The organism is Salinigranum salinum (genome assembly GCF_009176545.1).
Classification (GTDB): domain Archaea; phylum Halobacteriota; class Halobacteria; order Halobacteriales; family Haloferacaceae; genus Salinigranum; species Salinigranum salinum.
Genome location: NZ_VTOJ01000002.1, coordinates 944,588 through 958,893, shown reverse-complemented (window position 1 = coordinate 958,893; position 14,306 = coordinate 944,588). Strand labels below are relative to the sequence as shown.

Annotated in this window: 12 protein-coding genes; all 12 read right to left on the bottom strand. The window is 63.8% G+C overall.

Annotation, left to right across the window (positions count from 1 at the left end; genetic code table 11):
• Positions 1-2 precede the first annotated feature (2 nt).
• The 12 genes from FZP69_RS16220 to FZP69_RS16165 all read right to left on the bottom strand — a co-directional run bounded on the left by FZP69_RS16220 (position 3) and on the right by FZP69_RS16165 (position 14,114).
• Entirely contained in the window at positions 3-842 is an 840-nt protein-coding gene (locus FZP69_RS16220) for a hypothetical protein (RefSeq protein WP_152042424.1), read from the bottom strand.
• Between the two features lie 35 nt (positions 843-877).
• Positions 878-1,267 (bottom strand): hypothetical protein, encoded by a 390-nt coding sequence (locus FZP69_RS16215; protein ID WP_152042423.1) that lies wholly within the window; start codon positions 1,265-1,267, stop codon positions 878-880.
• A complete protein-coding gene (locus FZP69_RS16210) occupies positions 1,267-1,917 on the bottom strand; it encodes a signal peptidase I (protein WP_152042422.1) in 651 nt (216 codons plus the stop codon). The genes FZP69_RS16215 and FZP69_RS16210 overlap by 1 nt, the downstream gene beginning before the upstream one ends.
• Positions 1,914-2,534, bottom strand: coding sequence for a hypothetical protein (locus FZP69_RS16205; RefSeq protein ID WP_152042421.1), 621 nt, complete (start codon positions 2,532-2,534; stop codon positions 1,914-1,916). Before FZP69_RS16205 ends, FZP69_RS16210 begins: the two co-directional genes overlap by 4 nt.
• A 393-nt stretch (positions 2,535-2,927) precedes the next feature.
• Positions 2,928-3,827, bottom strand: coding sequence for a hypothetical protein (locus FZP69_RS16200; protein ID WP_152042420.1), 900 nt, complete (start codon positions 3,825-3,827; stop codon positions 2,928-2,930).
• Between the two features lie 16 nt (positions 3,828-3,843).
• The gene (locus FZP69_RS16195; protein WP_240137658.1) at positions 3,844-4,926 is read right to left on the bottom strand and encodes a SipW-dependent-type signal peptide-containing protein; all 1,083 of its coding nucleotides are present in this window, start codon (positions 4,924-4,926) and stop codon (positions 3,844-3,846) included.
• Positions 4,927-5,062: 136 nt separating this feature from the next.
• Positions 5,063-6,832: a hypothetical protein gene (locus tag FZP69_RS16190; RefSeq protein WP_152042419.1), complete on the bottom strand. Its 1,770-nt coding sequence runs from the start codon at positions 6,830-6,832 to the stop codon at positions 5,063-5,065.
• Positions 6,829-7,107 (bottom strand): PadR family transcriptional regulator, encoded by a 279-nt coding sequence (locus tag FZP69_RS16185; RefSeq protein WP_152043415.1) that lies wholly within the window; start codon positions 7,105-7,107, stop codon positions 6,829-6,831. The genes FZP69_RS16190 and FZP69_RS16185 overlap by 4 nt, the downstream gene beginning before the upstream one ends.
• A gap of 422 nt (positions 7,108-7,529) precedes the next feature.
• Positions 7,530-10,544: a SipW-dependent-type signal peptide-containing protein gene (locus FZP69_RS16180; RefSeq protein ID WP_152042418.1), complete on the bottom strand. Its 3,015-nt coding sequence runs from the start codon at positions 10,542-10,544 to the stop codon at positions 7,530-7,532.
• Positions 10,545-10,605: 61 nt separating this feature from the next.
• Complete coding sequence (locus tag FZP69_RS16175; RefSeq protein WP_152042417.1) at positions 10,606-11,085, bottom strand: DUF7139 domain-containing protein; 480 nt, start codon at positions 11,083-11,085, stop codon at positions 10,606-10,608.
• 307 nt (positions 11,086-11,392) lie between these two features.
• Positions 11,393-11,935, bottom strand: coding sequence for a SipW-dependent-type signal peptide-containing protein (locus tag FZP69_RS16170; protein ID WP_152042416.1), 543 nt, complete (start codon positions 11,933-11,935; stop codon positions 11,393-11,395).
• A 265-nt stretch (positions 11,936-12,200) separates the two neighbouring features.
• Positions 12,201-14,114, bottom strand: a complete 1,914-nt coding sequence (locus FZP69_RS16165) for a SipW-dependent-type signal peptide-containing protein (protein WP_152042415.1) — start codon at positions 14,112-14,114, stop codon at positions 12,201-12,203.
• Positions 14,115-14,306: the final 192 nt, after the last annotated feature.

Below are 14,306 nucleotides of genomic sequence, written 5' to 3'. Positions count from 1 at the left end.
AATCAGAGCTGCTGGCGCATCTCCTCCGTCAGTTCGATCTCGAAGAACCGAGAGCCACACCCGTCACAGGCGACGGCGACGACGTCGAACGACCGGCAACACGAATCGACGGTCTCCTGACCGACCGAGATCGGCTCGCCGCACTCGGTACACTCTTCGAGGAACATGCGGAGCGAGTTGAGCAGTTCGCTCCGGTTGATGACGTGGAACCGTTCCCACTCGTCAGTCCACTCGCGGAGTACCCTGTCAGCCGCGAGATCGGCGGTGAGCGCCGCGTGTGACTCCCACTGTCCGACCATCCGTCCGTCGATCATCACGATCGCAGACTGTCCACCGCGCTCTTCGATCTCGTGGTCGTCGCCCGGGTCGAGGTCGAGGAGGTCGTGGATGTCCTCGGTCTTCGTCTCCTTGTCGCGGAGGTTCTCGACCTCGTCCCGCCACGCCCGCTGGAACTCCGCGTCGAGACAGAGGTCGTCGACGTGTTCACACTCGGTGACGACGCCGAGCGAGTACAGCGTCCGCTCGACGTCGATCTCCTCGACTTCGTCCGGATCGGTCGTGTTCTGCAGAGTCCCCGACTCCTTGTCGAACCACCGCAGGACCCGGTCCGGGAAGTAGCGTTTCGTGATCGTGGGCGTGTAGGGGACGAGATAGCCACGGAGGTAGATGACAGCGAGCGCAGCCGCGAACGCGACGACGCCGAGCGGGGGCGCGACGACTGCGAGAAGGCCGCTGACGGCGGCCGCGATGACGACGTTCAGGACGGTACACGGCGTACACCGGTTCTCGCCGGTGTACTCGGGCTGTCGGAACCGGTCCATCCATCCGAGTTCAGGTGGCATCGAGTGGCTCATCGTATTCGGTTCTCTTAAACGTTCTACCGGGATCGGTCGACCGTGTCGCGTGTGGCACAGAACGCGTTCGCGTCACACGCGAGGACGCCCTCGCTCTGAACGTCCACCGACTGGGTGTTCGCGGTCCCACCGTCGTCGTTCGCGGTCCCACCGTCGTCGTTCGCGGTCCCTCCATCGTCGTTAGACACCGTGAATCCCGCCCACTCGTCGACGGCCTGGAACGAGTTCGGGTCCTCTGCAGTCCCGATGGACTCCGTATCGACTAGGAACCCCAGGGTGTAACTTCCGGCCACCACCGAGACGAGGAGGATGACGAGCCAGACGACGTAGATGGCGTAGACGCGCGACTGCGAGAACCCGAGGATGCCGTCGTCGTCGTTGTCGTCGGCCTCGCTCGTCAGGGTCGGTCTCATCAGTCGTCGTCTCCCGCGCCCGCCGTGGCGGATGAGTCAGACGGGACGCTGTCGTCGATCTGTTCCTGCTGGTCGTCTGTGGGCTCTGCATCCGTCTCCTCCGTGCCGTCATCGCCTCCACTCGTCGCGTGCTTGTAGAGGTCCCAGAGTTCCGTGATCACGAGGAGTCCCGCAGGAACGAACACGAGGAGCGCGATGCCGAGTTTCGACTGCGCGAACAGCAGTGCGTGGCCGAGGAACGGAACCCGCGCGGGGATACCGTCCGTCGGCATGACGCCGATGACTGCATCGGATGGCACCCGGTATGGGTCGGGATCCTCGTTCGCGTCACCTTTCGTGACGAACACCCGCTGGCCCTCCTCGTTCTCGACGATGTCGACCACGCGGTGCGTCGTCACTTCGGTCCGCTGTCCGTCGAGGTTGTACGTGATCACGTCGCCCTCCTCGATGGTCGACGGATCGCGATCGTAGACGAAGATGACGTCACCCGTCTGAATCGCCGGCTCCATACTGCCGGACATGACGACGTAGCTCTCCGTCGCCCCGATCGTCTGTGGCGCTGCGTACATCGCGAACGGTGCGACCAGTGCGATCAGCAGGACGACGCCGAGGGTGTTCAGTACGGTACTGCGAGTGAATTTCGGTGTCATGAGTTACTGTTTGCCCAGGGGCTCTGTGAGTCGTCAGGACGGGACTGCACGGCAGCGAAATCGATGGCGAATTCGACCGAGTCCGTCAGGATCGTCGCCGGGACGTCCTCCGGGAGTTGCCACTCGATGATGACACAGCGTGTCGCCTCCGCCAGCTGCATACCAGTCCCGAGTGGACCGGCTCCCATCTGCGCGAGGTCGCCCTCGATGCGCGGACTGGTCTCGCGGGCGGTCTCACAATCACTGTCGGTCTGGACGGTCACCTCGAGATATTTCTGGAGTTCGCCGACGTCGGGCGTCACATCGCCCGCCTGTTCCTCGGTCGAGTTGACGCCGTTCTCGGCGACCGAGTGGACGAGGAGTCGCATCCAGGTCGAATCCACGTTCGCAGACAGTCGGAGGCAGACGTCGAGCGTTCCGGAATCACCGGGCTCGACAGCGTCGAGTTCGACGATGGCTTCCGAGACGTCGTGGTATGCGTCCCACGTCTCACTGCCACAGACGCCCTCGTCTTCTTGTGTGGTACCGTTGTAGCGTTCTTCCCACGCGAGACCGAGTTCGAGGCTCCCGGATTCCAGACGGTTCTCCTCGAACCGGTTACGGTCCGACAACGCCATCTGGGTTCCAACGCCCGTGAGCGACCCGACGACGCCGATCGCGGCGACTCCAGAGAGGAGACCCCGACGAGTCAGATCGAGTCCTCCATCCAGTGGCTGTCGTTCTTCATCACCGCCGGTTTGCGACTCACCACTCGCTCTGTGATCCCCGTCTGGTGCAGGCGTGCCGTCTCCCCGTCCAGTGTCGTCAGATCGGTCCGTCATCAGTTCCCCGGATGCCTCCCCGTGGCTCTTGCTGCTCGAGTTCCGCCCGCTCCGAGTGACCGATTACTCGTTTCACGTCTCTGTTTGCTCTCCTTTGATGGTGATGGTGGTTAGTTATTCAGTGCTATTGCCTCGGTGGTCCGAACACAAAGGCCCCCCTCGTTTGTAACCTGCCGGCTAAATGACCAATTATGTGCACTGTATCGCTCCGAATTCGATGATCGGGCTGACGGAGTCTCCCTGAACGCGGTTGACGTTACCTCCGTCCGCAGTGAACGACCACTCGATCGTGAGACAGAGCCCTTCGTCTGGACCCAGACACGCCCCCGAGTCGACGGGATTGCTCGGGTTGGCGTTGAGCGTTCGCCACGTGTCGTTCCCGACGTCTGCTCGTTCCCCGACGACGGAGAGCTCTGCGAGCGACCCCGAGAGAAACGTGGAGTCACCGGCGTTGTTCTCCGCGTCACAAAACCCGTAGATCGGGTTACCGGCGACCTTGATACCCGTGTCGTACCAGACGTCGAGTTCGATGTGCTCCTGGAGTTCACCGACGTCGCCTGTCGTGTCCCCGGCCTTTCGTTCTGGCTCGTTGCGGCCGTTCTCTCGCCTCGTTCCCGGCTCCTCTCGGATGCGAAAGAGGATTTCCATCGACGGCGGTGTTCCCTGGTCGGCTTCGGAGGAAAGCCCGACCGTGAGCCGCCCTCGGTCCCCCGGCATGAGATTCGGGAGCCGCAACACGCCGGGTGCGGTGTCCTCGCGCTCGGTCGGTGTGTCCTGTTGTTCGACTACTTCGCCGTTGTTCCACTCCTTCCAGTCGACCTGGAGATGCAGATCCGAGTTGGCTCCCTCCGATCCGCCGTCGTTCGTGTTCTCGTTTCCGTTTCCGTTCGTGTTCTCGTTTCCGTTTTCATTCGCGTTCCCGTTTCCGTTCTGACTTCCGTTGCCGGCTCCCGCTGGCACCTGCTGGCTTCGGTTGAACGAAACCTTCTGAGCCCGTGCTACCACGGATCCCCCTAGCATCGCGAACCCGAGGCTCCCCGCACCGGCCGCAAGGAGCGTCCGTCTCGTGATTCGACCTTTGTCGGTCATTGCGAATCAGTCCTCACTATGTGTTACCTATTCCCGAACCATCATTGTGTCGGCACTGTTCGGTGTAGTAGCCGATGTCGAGCGAGACACTGTCGCCTTGAATCTCGTTGGCGTGGTTGACCGGAAGGGCCCACACGATGCCGAGGTTGGCTGCGCCGGCGGCCGTATCGAAGCACTCGCGCTCCGTTGCCTGTCCACCCGGGAGGTCGTAGAGGAATATCGTATTGTTCTGGATCGTTGTTCCGCTGGGCTGTGCCCCCGAAAGGGGCTCACCATCGAGCGGAATGCCTGCACCAGACGACAGCGCATCGGAGAATTCCTGCAGCGTCGGTGCCGTCCTGAGCTGAAAGAAGTCAAGGACGGCGTCGATTAGCTCGGGACCGGTCGTAACCCCGGTGAGTCCACTAAAGAAGTTACTGACTGCGGTCCCACCCGGAGTCAGGTCCTGAAAGACGCGAATACGAATCTCGTCCGCGATTGTTAACGCTTGAGCACCGCTGGACTGTGGATCCTTACGTTCGGGCTCTGTCTGCCCGTTTTCTTCGATCGACTGGATCCCACCTGTCGACCAGATGTAACCAGGGTTGTCACAGAGGATGAGCTTGAACCGCGTGAATCCGAAGTCGCCGGGTTTGGCGTCCTGGATCGAGATGAGCGGCTTCACCCCGCCCTCGTACGTGTCGTCGTTCTCGGTCCGAAAACTCCCCGACTGTGTCGGATCGAGGTCGTCGGGAGTGTCTGCATACAGCGACTGCTGGGTACACGGATCGCTGACGGCAAGTTGCTCGAAGGACGTACCCGCGCCCTGTGTGGGATCCGGATACCTCTCGAGCCTCGCGTCCGAGAGGCTCAGCAGGTTCGCCGTCGCACCGCCTCCCGATTCGTTCTGGAATTGATCTTCGGCCTGTTCTCCAAAGTACTGCTCCTCCCAGGCGAGCTTGAGGTCGAGCTCGCCCGCCGTGAGCGAGTTGTTGGCGAACTCCTCGGAGTCGGAGAAGAACGCCATCGTGCTCGCCCCGCCGAGCGCGGCTGCACCCCCGATGGTCCCCATCGCCCCGAGGATCCTTCGTCGAGAGAGGTCGAGTTCGTGGTCTTTCATGGTGGCTGGGATCCCGTTGCGGGAAGACCCACCGGCGGAGTCGAACCGCCCGTCGTGCACCGGCGTGGGTCGAAACGGATCGCGTACGTCGGAGCCGTACCGGAACGTGGACGTCCCCGTCTCATGTCGTCGTCCTTCATTTGTGCCCCCGCCCGTCGTTGTGACGGCACTGTTCGGCGTAGAAGCCGAAATCGAACGCGACGTCGTCCCCCTGGAGCTCGTTCGCGTGGTCCACTGGCAGCTCCCACAGGAAGCCGACGTCGTGGACGGTCGGTGTGGGGGCGAAACAGTCCCGACCCTCGCTGGTCGGATCGTCGTCGCCCTCGTCGAACGGGGTCGACCGGTCGCCGTCGAGCGGAAGACCAGTGCCCGTCGACGCCAGCGCGAGCAACTGCGCGAGCGACCCCTCGAAGAAGACCTCCTCCCCCTCGTCGAGGACGTTGTCGCCGTCGGTGTCGTACCAGAGCGTCGTCTGAACCGCGTCGGCGAGGTCGCCCGGTGCGAACTCGAGCCGACGCTTCACGAGGAGCGACCGGAGTACCTGTGGTGAATCTGCCAACGCGAAGGCGCCATCGAGCGCGACCGTCTCGCCCGTTTCGAGCGGTCCCAGCGAGTATTCGAGCGCGAACTGGGCGTCGCCGGGACCGAACACGTCCTGACCGGCGAGCGCCTGTCCCGTCGTCACCCGGTCGAAGGGCGTGTTCGAACCGTCGGTCGGATCGAGGTCGTCTCCCTCGCCGACGTCGTGAGCGTCCGAGACGCGATTCGCCCCGAACCCGGCGAAGAGATCACGATCCTCGATCGGAGCTGCACCGATCCGCTCGATCGGTCGCTCGTCGACCTGCTCGACGTAGTCGAAGTCGCGGGCGGCGTCCCGACGGAACCTCGCCGTATCGCCCGTCGCCTGCCCGAGGTCGTAGTCCACGAACTGGGTGAACACGAGGTCGACTGGGCCACCGCTCAGCACCTCGAACTCGTAGTCGACCGCCAGGAGCGGATCGACGGGGTCGAGTTCGACCGTGCGCGTGACCTCGATGGTCGCACCGTTCACCTCGAACGGTGCCGTCGCGCTGTAGTTCGTCCCCGGGACGCCGGGCGTCGGGAACGACCCCTCGAACGCCACGTCTCGGCTCGACGCTGGTGCACCGCTCGCGCTCCCGTCCTGGAGCGTAAAGAACTCGAGGAGCAGGGCGTTGGCGATCCGGCCGTCCGGGAACGTGTACGTCCAGAAGACACCGGATCCACCGAAGAGCACCACGGTGAGCCGGTCGTTCTCGATCGCGAGGACTGTCTCGGGACCACTCGTCGCCGGATCGTCGTCGGACAGTTCGTCGGGATCCTTCGACTCGGGCTCCGTCTGCCCGTTCTCCGTGCTCTCGAGGAGGTCGGCGTCGAGCCAGAGATACCCCGGATTGTCGCACAACGAGAGATCGAACGTCACCTCGCCGAAGTCCCCTGGCTTGACGTCTGAGAGCTCGATCACCGGTCGACGGCTGCTCAACTCGGCCGGAACGTCGGTGAGTGTCGTACACGGGTTCGATCCGTCGAGCCCGCCCGCCGGGAACCGCTCCTGCCGCGTCGTTCGCATGAACGCCTCCTGCACGTCGTCGTCGGCGAACGACACCGGGAAGCCGCGGCTGTTCGACTGCATCTGCACCCCCTCGATCGACTCGTCTGCCGACCAGTCGGAGTAGTGTTCGTCCCACCCGACCTTCAGGTCCACTTCGCCCGCCGCGAGCCGGTCGTTCGCGAACCGTTCTTCGTCGCTGAACACTGCTACCGTCCCCGCTCCACCGAACGCCGCGGCTCCGCCCACGGTGCCCAGCGCACCGAGGAGCCTGCGCCGCGGTATCTCGTTTCGGTCGGTCATGTCGGTGTCAGAGCGATCAGGGGTTCGCGCGCTCATACGCCACCCGGTAGCTGTCTATCCTCCCACTCGCGTCGGCTCCGGATCGTTTCGAGTCCCTTCTCCGTGATCTGGTAGTAGTTGCTGCGTCCGTTCTGTTCTCCCTTCTCGACGAGACTTCGCTCCACGAGCGTGTCCAGGTTCGGATACAGACGGCCTGGGTTGACCTCTCCGCGGTCCTCGCTGAGCGCCTCCTTGATCGTCTGGCCCGATGGCTGTTCGAGACCGGCGGTGACGTAGAGGAGGTCCCGCTGGAACCCGGTTAGATCGAACATCATGCCCGCGCCCCTGTACGTTCCTCGTTCACGGCTCATGCCACATCCGAATCCGGCGTGTCCCGCCGGGCCTGTTCACGATCTGTCAGTCGACTCGATCCCCGCGGCAGCGGCCGGCCGGTCGCGGCGCGCGCTCCGCATCGGTGGAGACGCCCGCTGTGTCGCCTCCCACCGACGTTCACACCTGTTGGCTCGTCTTCAGGTGGGTCTGTCGGATGTCGGTAGTGGGTACTGTCGGCCGGAAACCCGGCGCGCGTGTCGCCCGGCGTTCCGTGGCGTTTCCGTAGCGATCCGCCTGTCTGATCTGTCGGCATACTTGTTGCCTCCGCGTTTTTTGAAGCCCACCGACGGAGTCGAACCGTCGTGCGCCAGCGTGGGTCGGGGAACGTCACTGGGAACGATGGTCTGCGAACTCGGGAGAATCACCCACCCCTGTCGGCCATTCCCGAGCCGTCGTTGTGTCGGCACTGTTCGGTGTAGAAGCCGAGGTCGAAGCTGACCGAGTCGGTCTGGATCTCGTTGCCGACGTCCATCGGGATCCACCACTCGAAGCCGAGGTACGCGGTCGTGGAGTTCGGCAGGCAGTCGCGCGCTCCGTTCTGGCCGCCAGCACCGCCGTTGCCGTCATCGGTCCCGCAACAGACATCGATGTTGCTGATGGCCTGTCCGGTGGGCGTTGAGAACGTCACCCCGTCGAGGACAACGCCTGGTTCGGGCCACACGTAGATGTTCTCTCCCTGCCTACCGCCCTTGACGCTGAAGACGCGGACCGGGAAGTTCGTCGAAACCGTGATGGTTCCACCGTCGATGTCGACGCTGTTCACCGTGAGGGTCCCGCCGCAGGCACTGAACGCCGTGTCGTCCTGCAACACGTCGCGGTCCTCCTCTCCATCACCGTCCGTGTCGACCCGTGCCTCGATCGCCGTACCGACCAGCCCGTCGATCCCGAGGACCCTCCCGTAATCAGTACACGTGAGGTTTCCCGCCCCCTGCGTATCGAACGGGTCCTCGGTACTGATGTACGTCTCGGCGTCACCGGGACCGGTGACGCCGCCAGTCGTTCCACCCGTGCCGTCGCCGTCGGCCGCCGAGATCGGAACCGCGTCGAGCGGGTACATCCCCGATTCGAGTTGCGTGAGTACGTCACCGAGCGATCCCATCAGTGGGATGAGCGCTTCGTTCGTCTGGTGGAAGTTGTCACCCTCTCCAGCGTCTTTGTCGTCCGCGTCGGCACCGAACACACCGTCAACCCCGGTGTCGTACCAGAGTGCGACCTGCACGGCATCGAAGAGCTCGACGACACCCTCCTGTTCCGCGGGCGACTCACTTTCGGGTTCGGTGACTCCGTTCTCCGAAGCCTCCCCACGCGCGCCAGTCAACCAGACGTAGCCGGGGTTTCCGCAGAGGTGGAGACTGAACGTGACCTCGCCGAAGTCGCCCGGTTTGAGATCTGAGATGTCGATGAGCGGATCGCCCGGCTCCGTCGTTTGCGGGTTGTCACCACCGCCGAACGTCCCCCGCGTTCGGTACGGATGGCTCAGCGCGTCACCGAGGTCCGCGTCGAGGTCACAGATGTCGCTGTCGTTCGCAAACGGTGTCTGCAGCGCGTCGTAGTCGTCCTGGTCGACGGTTTCCGGGTCGAGTGTCGGGTCGGCGTCCGGGAACGCCTCGATCGCCGTGTTGTCGAGGAACGTCTGTATCTCGTCCTCGTCGACGAAGACGGACTGCTGTCCTTCTGGCGCGGCCGACGGGAACCCGACCAGTCCCTCGCCCGGCTCCATACTGAACTGGCTCTCGGTGAGACCGTCGGTCTCGTCGTCGGACCAGTCGGAGTAGTGCTCGGTCCAGTCGACCTTCAGGTCGAGGTCACCCGCGACCAGCTGGTTGTTCGCGAACTCCTCGCGGTCGCTGAAGAACGCGCTCGTCCCCGAACCGCCGAACGCGGCCGCACCACCGATCGTCGCGAGGGCCCCGAGGAGCTTCCGACGAGGCACGGACGAATCCTCTCCCAGCAGAGCGGTCGAATCGTTTTCACTGTCGTCGCCCCCGTCTGCGGTCGTCGACGCTCCCTCGTCGACTCGGTCCGCGGTTGTTCCCTCTCTCTCGGTCGCGGCTTCGTTCTGTCCCCGTTCTCGCTGTTCAGCCGCCCCATCCGGAGCCGTCACGTTTCCCGCGGTGCGACCTCGTCTCTCGGCCGCACTGGCGTCGGCGTCCGACCCGACCTCCCACCGGTCGTCGATCGACGGGGACGTCTCAGACTCGCCGAAAAGCAGCGACGGAGAGGCGGCCAGTTCGATTTCGGTCTGACCGACGCCCTCGTCCGCCCTGACGTCCCACGGGTCGTCGACAGCGGCACTGACAGGCGGTTCCACGGGTTCGACCACCGGTTCGGATGCCGCCGAGACGACGCTCGTCAGGTCGTCGAACGCGGGTTCTGTTGGAACTCGAACTGGAGTTACGACGGGATCGGCACACCTCGATACGACTGCCGTGACTCCGTCGAACGAGAGCTCCGTCGGGATCTCGATCGGCGTCACTGCCGGCTCGGACACCGTCGAGACGGCGTCGGTCAGCCCGTCGAAGGAGAGATCCGTCGGAGTCTGGACCGGAGCCACCACCGGCTCGGACACTGCCGAGACCGCGTGGGCCAGACTGCCGAACGACAGTTCTACTGGGGTCCGAACCGGGGTCACGACGGAGTCGACACTCTTCGACACGGCGGGTGTGCGTTCGTCGAAGGAGAGCTCCGTCGGGATCTCGACCGGAGTCACCACCGGCTCGGATGTCACCGAGACGGCGTCAGTCAGTCCGTCGAAGGAGAGCTCCGTCGGGATCTCGACCGGAGTCACCACCGGCTCGGATGCCGCCGAGACTGCGTGAGCCAGACTGCCGAACGACAGTTCCACTGGGGCCCGAACCGGGGCCACGACGGGGTCGACACTCTTCGACACGGCGGGTGTGCGTTCGTCGAAGGAGAGCTCCGTCGGGATCTCGACCGGAGTCACCACCGACTCGGACACTGCCGAGACCGCGGGGGACAGACCCTCGAACACCAGCTCAGTCGGCCCCTCGCCGAACCCGGGCGGTGAGAACTCCGGGTCGGTGACCACGGCGAAGACGTCGGCCAGCTCGGCGAACGCGACGTCGACGGGTTCGGGTTCCGAAACGTCCGTCTCGCCTGCCGTCGCTTCGGCATCCACGGCTCGCGTCTGTTCCCCGTCGACTGGCTCCCGTTCCTCGGTGTCCATCGTCTCTCTCCCCTCAGCAGTCCCCGTCTCATCGGAGTCGTCGACGGCGGAGAGCAAGTCGGACTCGAATCGATCGACGTACCACGTGCCGATCAGCACCCCGATCGCCGTCAGGAGAGCGACCGTCCCCCACGGGCCGAGCACTGCGATCACCTCTCTGACGACGAACACAACCTCGGCGAGTGTCACTCGTCCCCACCTCCGAAGCGGTCGATCTCGTCAGGCGAAACCCACCCGCCTCGTGTGTCTCTCAGTCGTATAGACGACAACTCACTGCCCCCCCGAGGCGGAAGACGACCAACCCGAGTCCCAGCCCGTAGATCGTCATCCCGAGCGCGCTGTAGTCGGTCGCCCCGACCACGTTCCACTGCGTCGGGTAGGCGAAGCCGAACACCGCGAGTCCGGCCAGACACATGATCGACCCCGCGTGCGCGACCCGCCCGAGGTCCCGCACGCCCATGAGACCCGCGATGACGCCCACGAGCATCAGTGGCACGCCCAACCCCACGCTCCCGAACGCGAGTTCGCGGACCGACCAGAGCATCTCCCAGCTCACGTTCCCGAACTCGGCCCACAGATACGCGATCCAGCCCGTGAGACTGAGCACCATACCCCCCATCACTCCACTGAACCCCACGTACACGTCGTTCTCCGTGATCACGCTGAGATCGGCGACGTGCTCCCGGTAGCAGTGGAGCAGCATATTCTCTTCTATGCGCTGAGCTCCCATGGGACACCGTACACACTCCAGCATAATGTTTGTTGCTATACATTCGATGTCGAGACACTCTGAACAAAGTTTGATGACCCGGACTGTCGCGTTTCCCGCTCGAATGAGTCACGTATCTACCCGAACAGTCCTCACCTGTCGCTCGTAGCCGTGTGACGGTCACGGCAGAGCGTCGTCGCCGGATTCGGGTGACCGTTCGTTTCTGCCGCTTGTCGCGTGATCAACTGATCCGTGATGTGTCGGCTCGGACTCACAGCGAATCGACAGCAAGTTCGGGGCTCTCCATCATCCCGTCCCTCGCCGTGTTTCAGGGGACTCCTCGGCGGAGTCGCCCCGCCGTCGGACACCGGTGTGGGTTAGGGCGTGAGAACGTGCCTCGAACCGAGCGTCTCCACGGTTCGAGATCTAGGTTCAACGTCTCACCACTCGTGAGCATCACCGTGACGTTGCCGATGTCCGCCTCGAGGTCGATACCGGACACGCTCCCGGTCTGGAGCGATAGCGCCAGGACCTTCTCGTCGCGGTAGTCGTGGGTGGTCGTGAGGTTCGCACCGTACGCGCTCCGGTCGACTGGCCCGGTCTGAATCGCGTCGAGCGTCGGGAGGTCACTGGCCGTCCCGGTCGTCTCCGGCGCACCACTCCACATGACCACATCGACATCGTCGGTAGTGTCACCGGATGTGTCACTCCCGTCTTCGTCTGGTGACCAGTCGGAGTACTGCGCAGAGTACGCCACCTTCCTGTCCAGCTCGCGGGCGGTGAGCTCGTTGTTCGCGAACTCTTCAGTGTCGCTGAAGAACGTCGTCGTACCGGCACCACCCAGTGCGACTGCACCGCCAATCGTACCCATTGCACCGAGGAGCTCTCGTCACGAAACGTCGAATCGCCGCTTGCTCATGTGTGGACATTCCACGGCGGGAAGAGGACCCACCGACGGAGTCGAACCGCCGCGCGACGTCGGAGCGTCGGGAAGGGGAATGCATTGGGAAAATGCCAGGTGACGCGTCCGGACGTTGGCGCCTGCGTGGGTCATGGAATTCCCTTTCGGGAAGGCCCACCGACGGAATCGAACCGTCGTGGTGCACCAGCGTGGGTCGGACCAATCGGAGCGGGAGTCAGAACTCCACTTTCACACCGTTCAGGTCTCCACAGGGATTATTTGCGTCTTCTGGGAGGTTTGCATCGCGATCCGTGACAGTCACACCAGATCCGTCACTCGTGGTGCCCGTGGTCGCCACGTCGCCCGTCACGGGGGAGTCGTACTCGTAAATCGTCACTCGACTGGCGTAAAACACGACGACTCTGTCCACGCCGGCGTCGGTCGACCACCTGACGGAGGACGGGTCACCGTCGTCGTCGAAGGCGAGTTCTTCGTCGATGGTGGGGTTGAGGGCGCTCGCATCCCCGTCAGTACACCAGGCGATGAAGCTGATAGCCTGACCGCCATCAGTACCGTTGTCCGGTCCGCCGCCACCACCTGCACCATTGTTGCCCATCTGGCCGTCGTTGTGGCGACACTGCTCGGTGTAGAAGCCGAGGTCGAAGCTGACCGAGTCCGTCTGGATCTCGTTGGCGTGGTCGACAGGCAACCACCACTCGAAGCCGAGATACACCGTGGTCGAGTTCGGGAAACACTCGCGGCCGTTCTGCTGGAGGCCACCATTGCCCCCATTGGACGTGCTGGGCTCGTAACAGACCTCGACGTGGCTTATCGAGTCCGGAATCGAGAACTGGACGTTACTGAGTCGGACGCCATCGTCATCGAACACCCAGACGTTTTCACCGTCGGCTGGCTTTCCACCTTTCACCATCACCGTCTCGACTGCGAAGTCGGTTGTCAGGGAGATGGTCCCACCAGCGACATTCACGCTCTCGATAGTGATTGAACCCGGAGCGATGTTGTAGGTTCCAGGTGAGAGATCGAAGTCACCACCTGAGCCGGGTTCGAACTTCGTTCCGACGAGTGGCCGTTCGGAGAACCCGATCTCGTCGAGCATGCCACCGAGCGCGGAGCAAGAAATATTGCTCGGTTGATCGATTCCTAAGTCCGAGTTCGTGTAGGGGCTAGCCCCCAGCGCGGCCGACGCGTCCGAGACAATCGTGGCGCCGCCTCCTCCGCTGCCGCCCGTTCCACCACTTCCACCACTTCCGGGCGTGTAGTCGAGCGGCAGCATGCCGTTTCGGAGGATAGCGAGAACCCGTCGGAGCGATCCAGTGAGCGGAGTGAACGATTCGCCGGCCTGTTTGTAGTTGTCCCCCTCTCCCATGTCACCAGTCCCGTACTGTCCGTCCGCACCGGTGTCGTACCAGACGGCGGCCTGGATCTCGTCGAGGAGTTCGACCCCTGGTCCCTCGTCTCCGTCGTCTTCCTCGGGTTCAGTCTTCCCGTTCTCGCTGGCCTCGACGAGGTCGCCGGTGAGCCAGACGAAACCGGGGTTGCCGCAGAGGTGGAGGCTGAACGTGACCTCTCCGAAGTCACCCGGTTTGACGTCGCTGATCTCGACGAGCGGATCGCCCGCTTCCGTGGTCTGTTGGTTCGCACCATCGTTGCCGGCGGGAACCGGTCCCGTAGTCCGCCAGTCGCCGTTGTTCAGTGCGGTAGGCAGGTCCGAAGGCGACTCGCAGATGTCGGTCGTGCTGCCCCCACTCCCGTCCGGGAACTCGCCCTCTTGGATCGCGTCGTTGTCCGGGTCCGGGTAGGCTTCGATCGCCGTGTTCTCGAGGAACTGAGACGAGTCGCTCACGTAAATCGACTTGGTCGCTGCCGCCGAGGGGAACCCCGGACCGACACTGGAGTCGGTCATGCTCCAGTCGGAGAGTCCTGCTGTTTCGTCTTCCGACCAGTCGGAGTAGTGTTCAGACCAGTCGACCTTGAGATCGAGCTCGCCGGCGGTGAGCTGGCTGTTCGCGAACTCCTCGGAGTCGGAGAAGAACGCCAGCGTGCTGGCGCCACCGAGCGCCGCAGCACCACCGATGGTACCCATCGCACCGAGCATCTTCCGTCGGGAGATGTCGAATTTGTCTGTCATCGTCAACCCCCACTACAGGGAGAACCCACCGACGGAGTCGAACCGTCGTTTCGGGGCGGGATCGCCGCGGGACGACGATCGCACTGGAAGCGCCTGCGTGGGTCGATCAGTCGGCGAATCTGACCGAGCGGAGCGCGTTGCAGGGTCGAATTCGCCGCCTGACAGTCGGTGCTCTACACCTTCTTAGAACCC

Excerpts from the sequence above, each read along its gene's own strand:
- FZP69_RS16220 (WP_152042424.1), bottom strand. The coding sequence starts at position 842 with ATGCCACCTGAACTCGGATGGATGGACCGGTTCCGACAGCCCGAGTAC.
- FZP69_RS16215 (WP_152042423.1), bottom strand. The coding sequence starts at position 1,267 with ATGAGACCGACCCTGACGAGCGAGGCCGACGACAACGACGACGACGGC.
- FZP69_RS16210 (WP_152042422.1), bottom strand. The coding sequence starts at position 1,917 with ATGACACCGAAATTCACTCGCAGTACCGTACTGAACACCCTCGGCGTC.
- FZP69_RS16205 (WP_152042421.1), bottom strand. The coding sequence starts at position 2,534 with ATGGCGTTGTCGGACCGTAACCGGTTCGAGGAGAACCGTCTGGAATCC.
- FZP69_RS16200 (WP_152042420.1), bottom strand. The coding sequence starts at position 3,827 with ATGACCGACAAAGGTCGAATCACGAGACGGACGCTCCTTGCGGCCGGT.
- FZP69_RS16195 (WP_240137658.1), bottom strand. The coding sequence starts at position 4,926 with ATGAAAGACCACGAACTCGACCTCTCTCGACGAAGGATCCTCGGGGCG.
- FZP69_RS16190 (WP_152042419.1), bottom strand. The coding sequence starts at position 6,832 with ATGAGCGCGCGAACCCCTGATCGCTCTGACACCGACATGACCGACCGA.
- FZP69_RS16185 (WP_152043415.1), bottom strand. The coding sequence starts at position 7,107 with ATGTTCGATCTAACCGGGTTCCAGCGGGACCTCCTCTACGTCACCGCC.
- FZP69_RS16175 (WP_152042417.1), bottom strand. The coding sequence starts at position 11,085 with ATGGGAGCTCAGCGCATAGAAGAGAATATGCTGCTCCACTGCTACCGG.
- FZP69_RS16170 (WP_152042416.1), bottom strand. The coding sequence starts at position 11,935 with ATGGGTACGATTGGCGGTGCAGTCGCACTGGGTGGTGCCGGTACGACG.
- FZP69_RS16165 (WP_152042415.1), bottom strand. The coding sequence starts at position 14,114 with ATGACAGACAAATTCGACATCTCCCGACGGAAGATGCTCGGTGCGATG.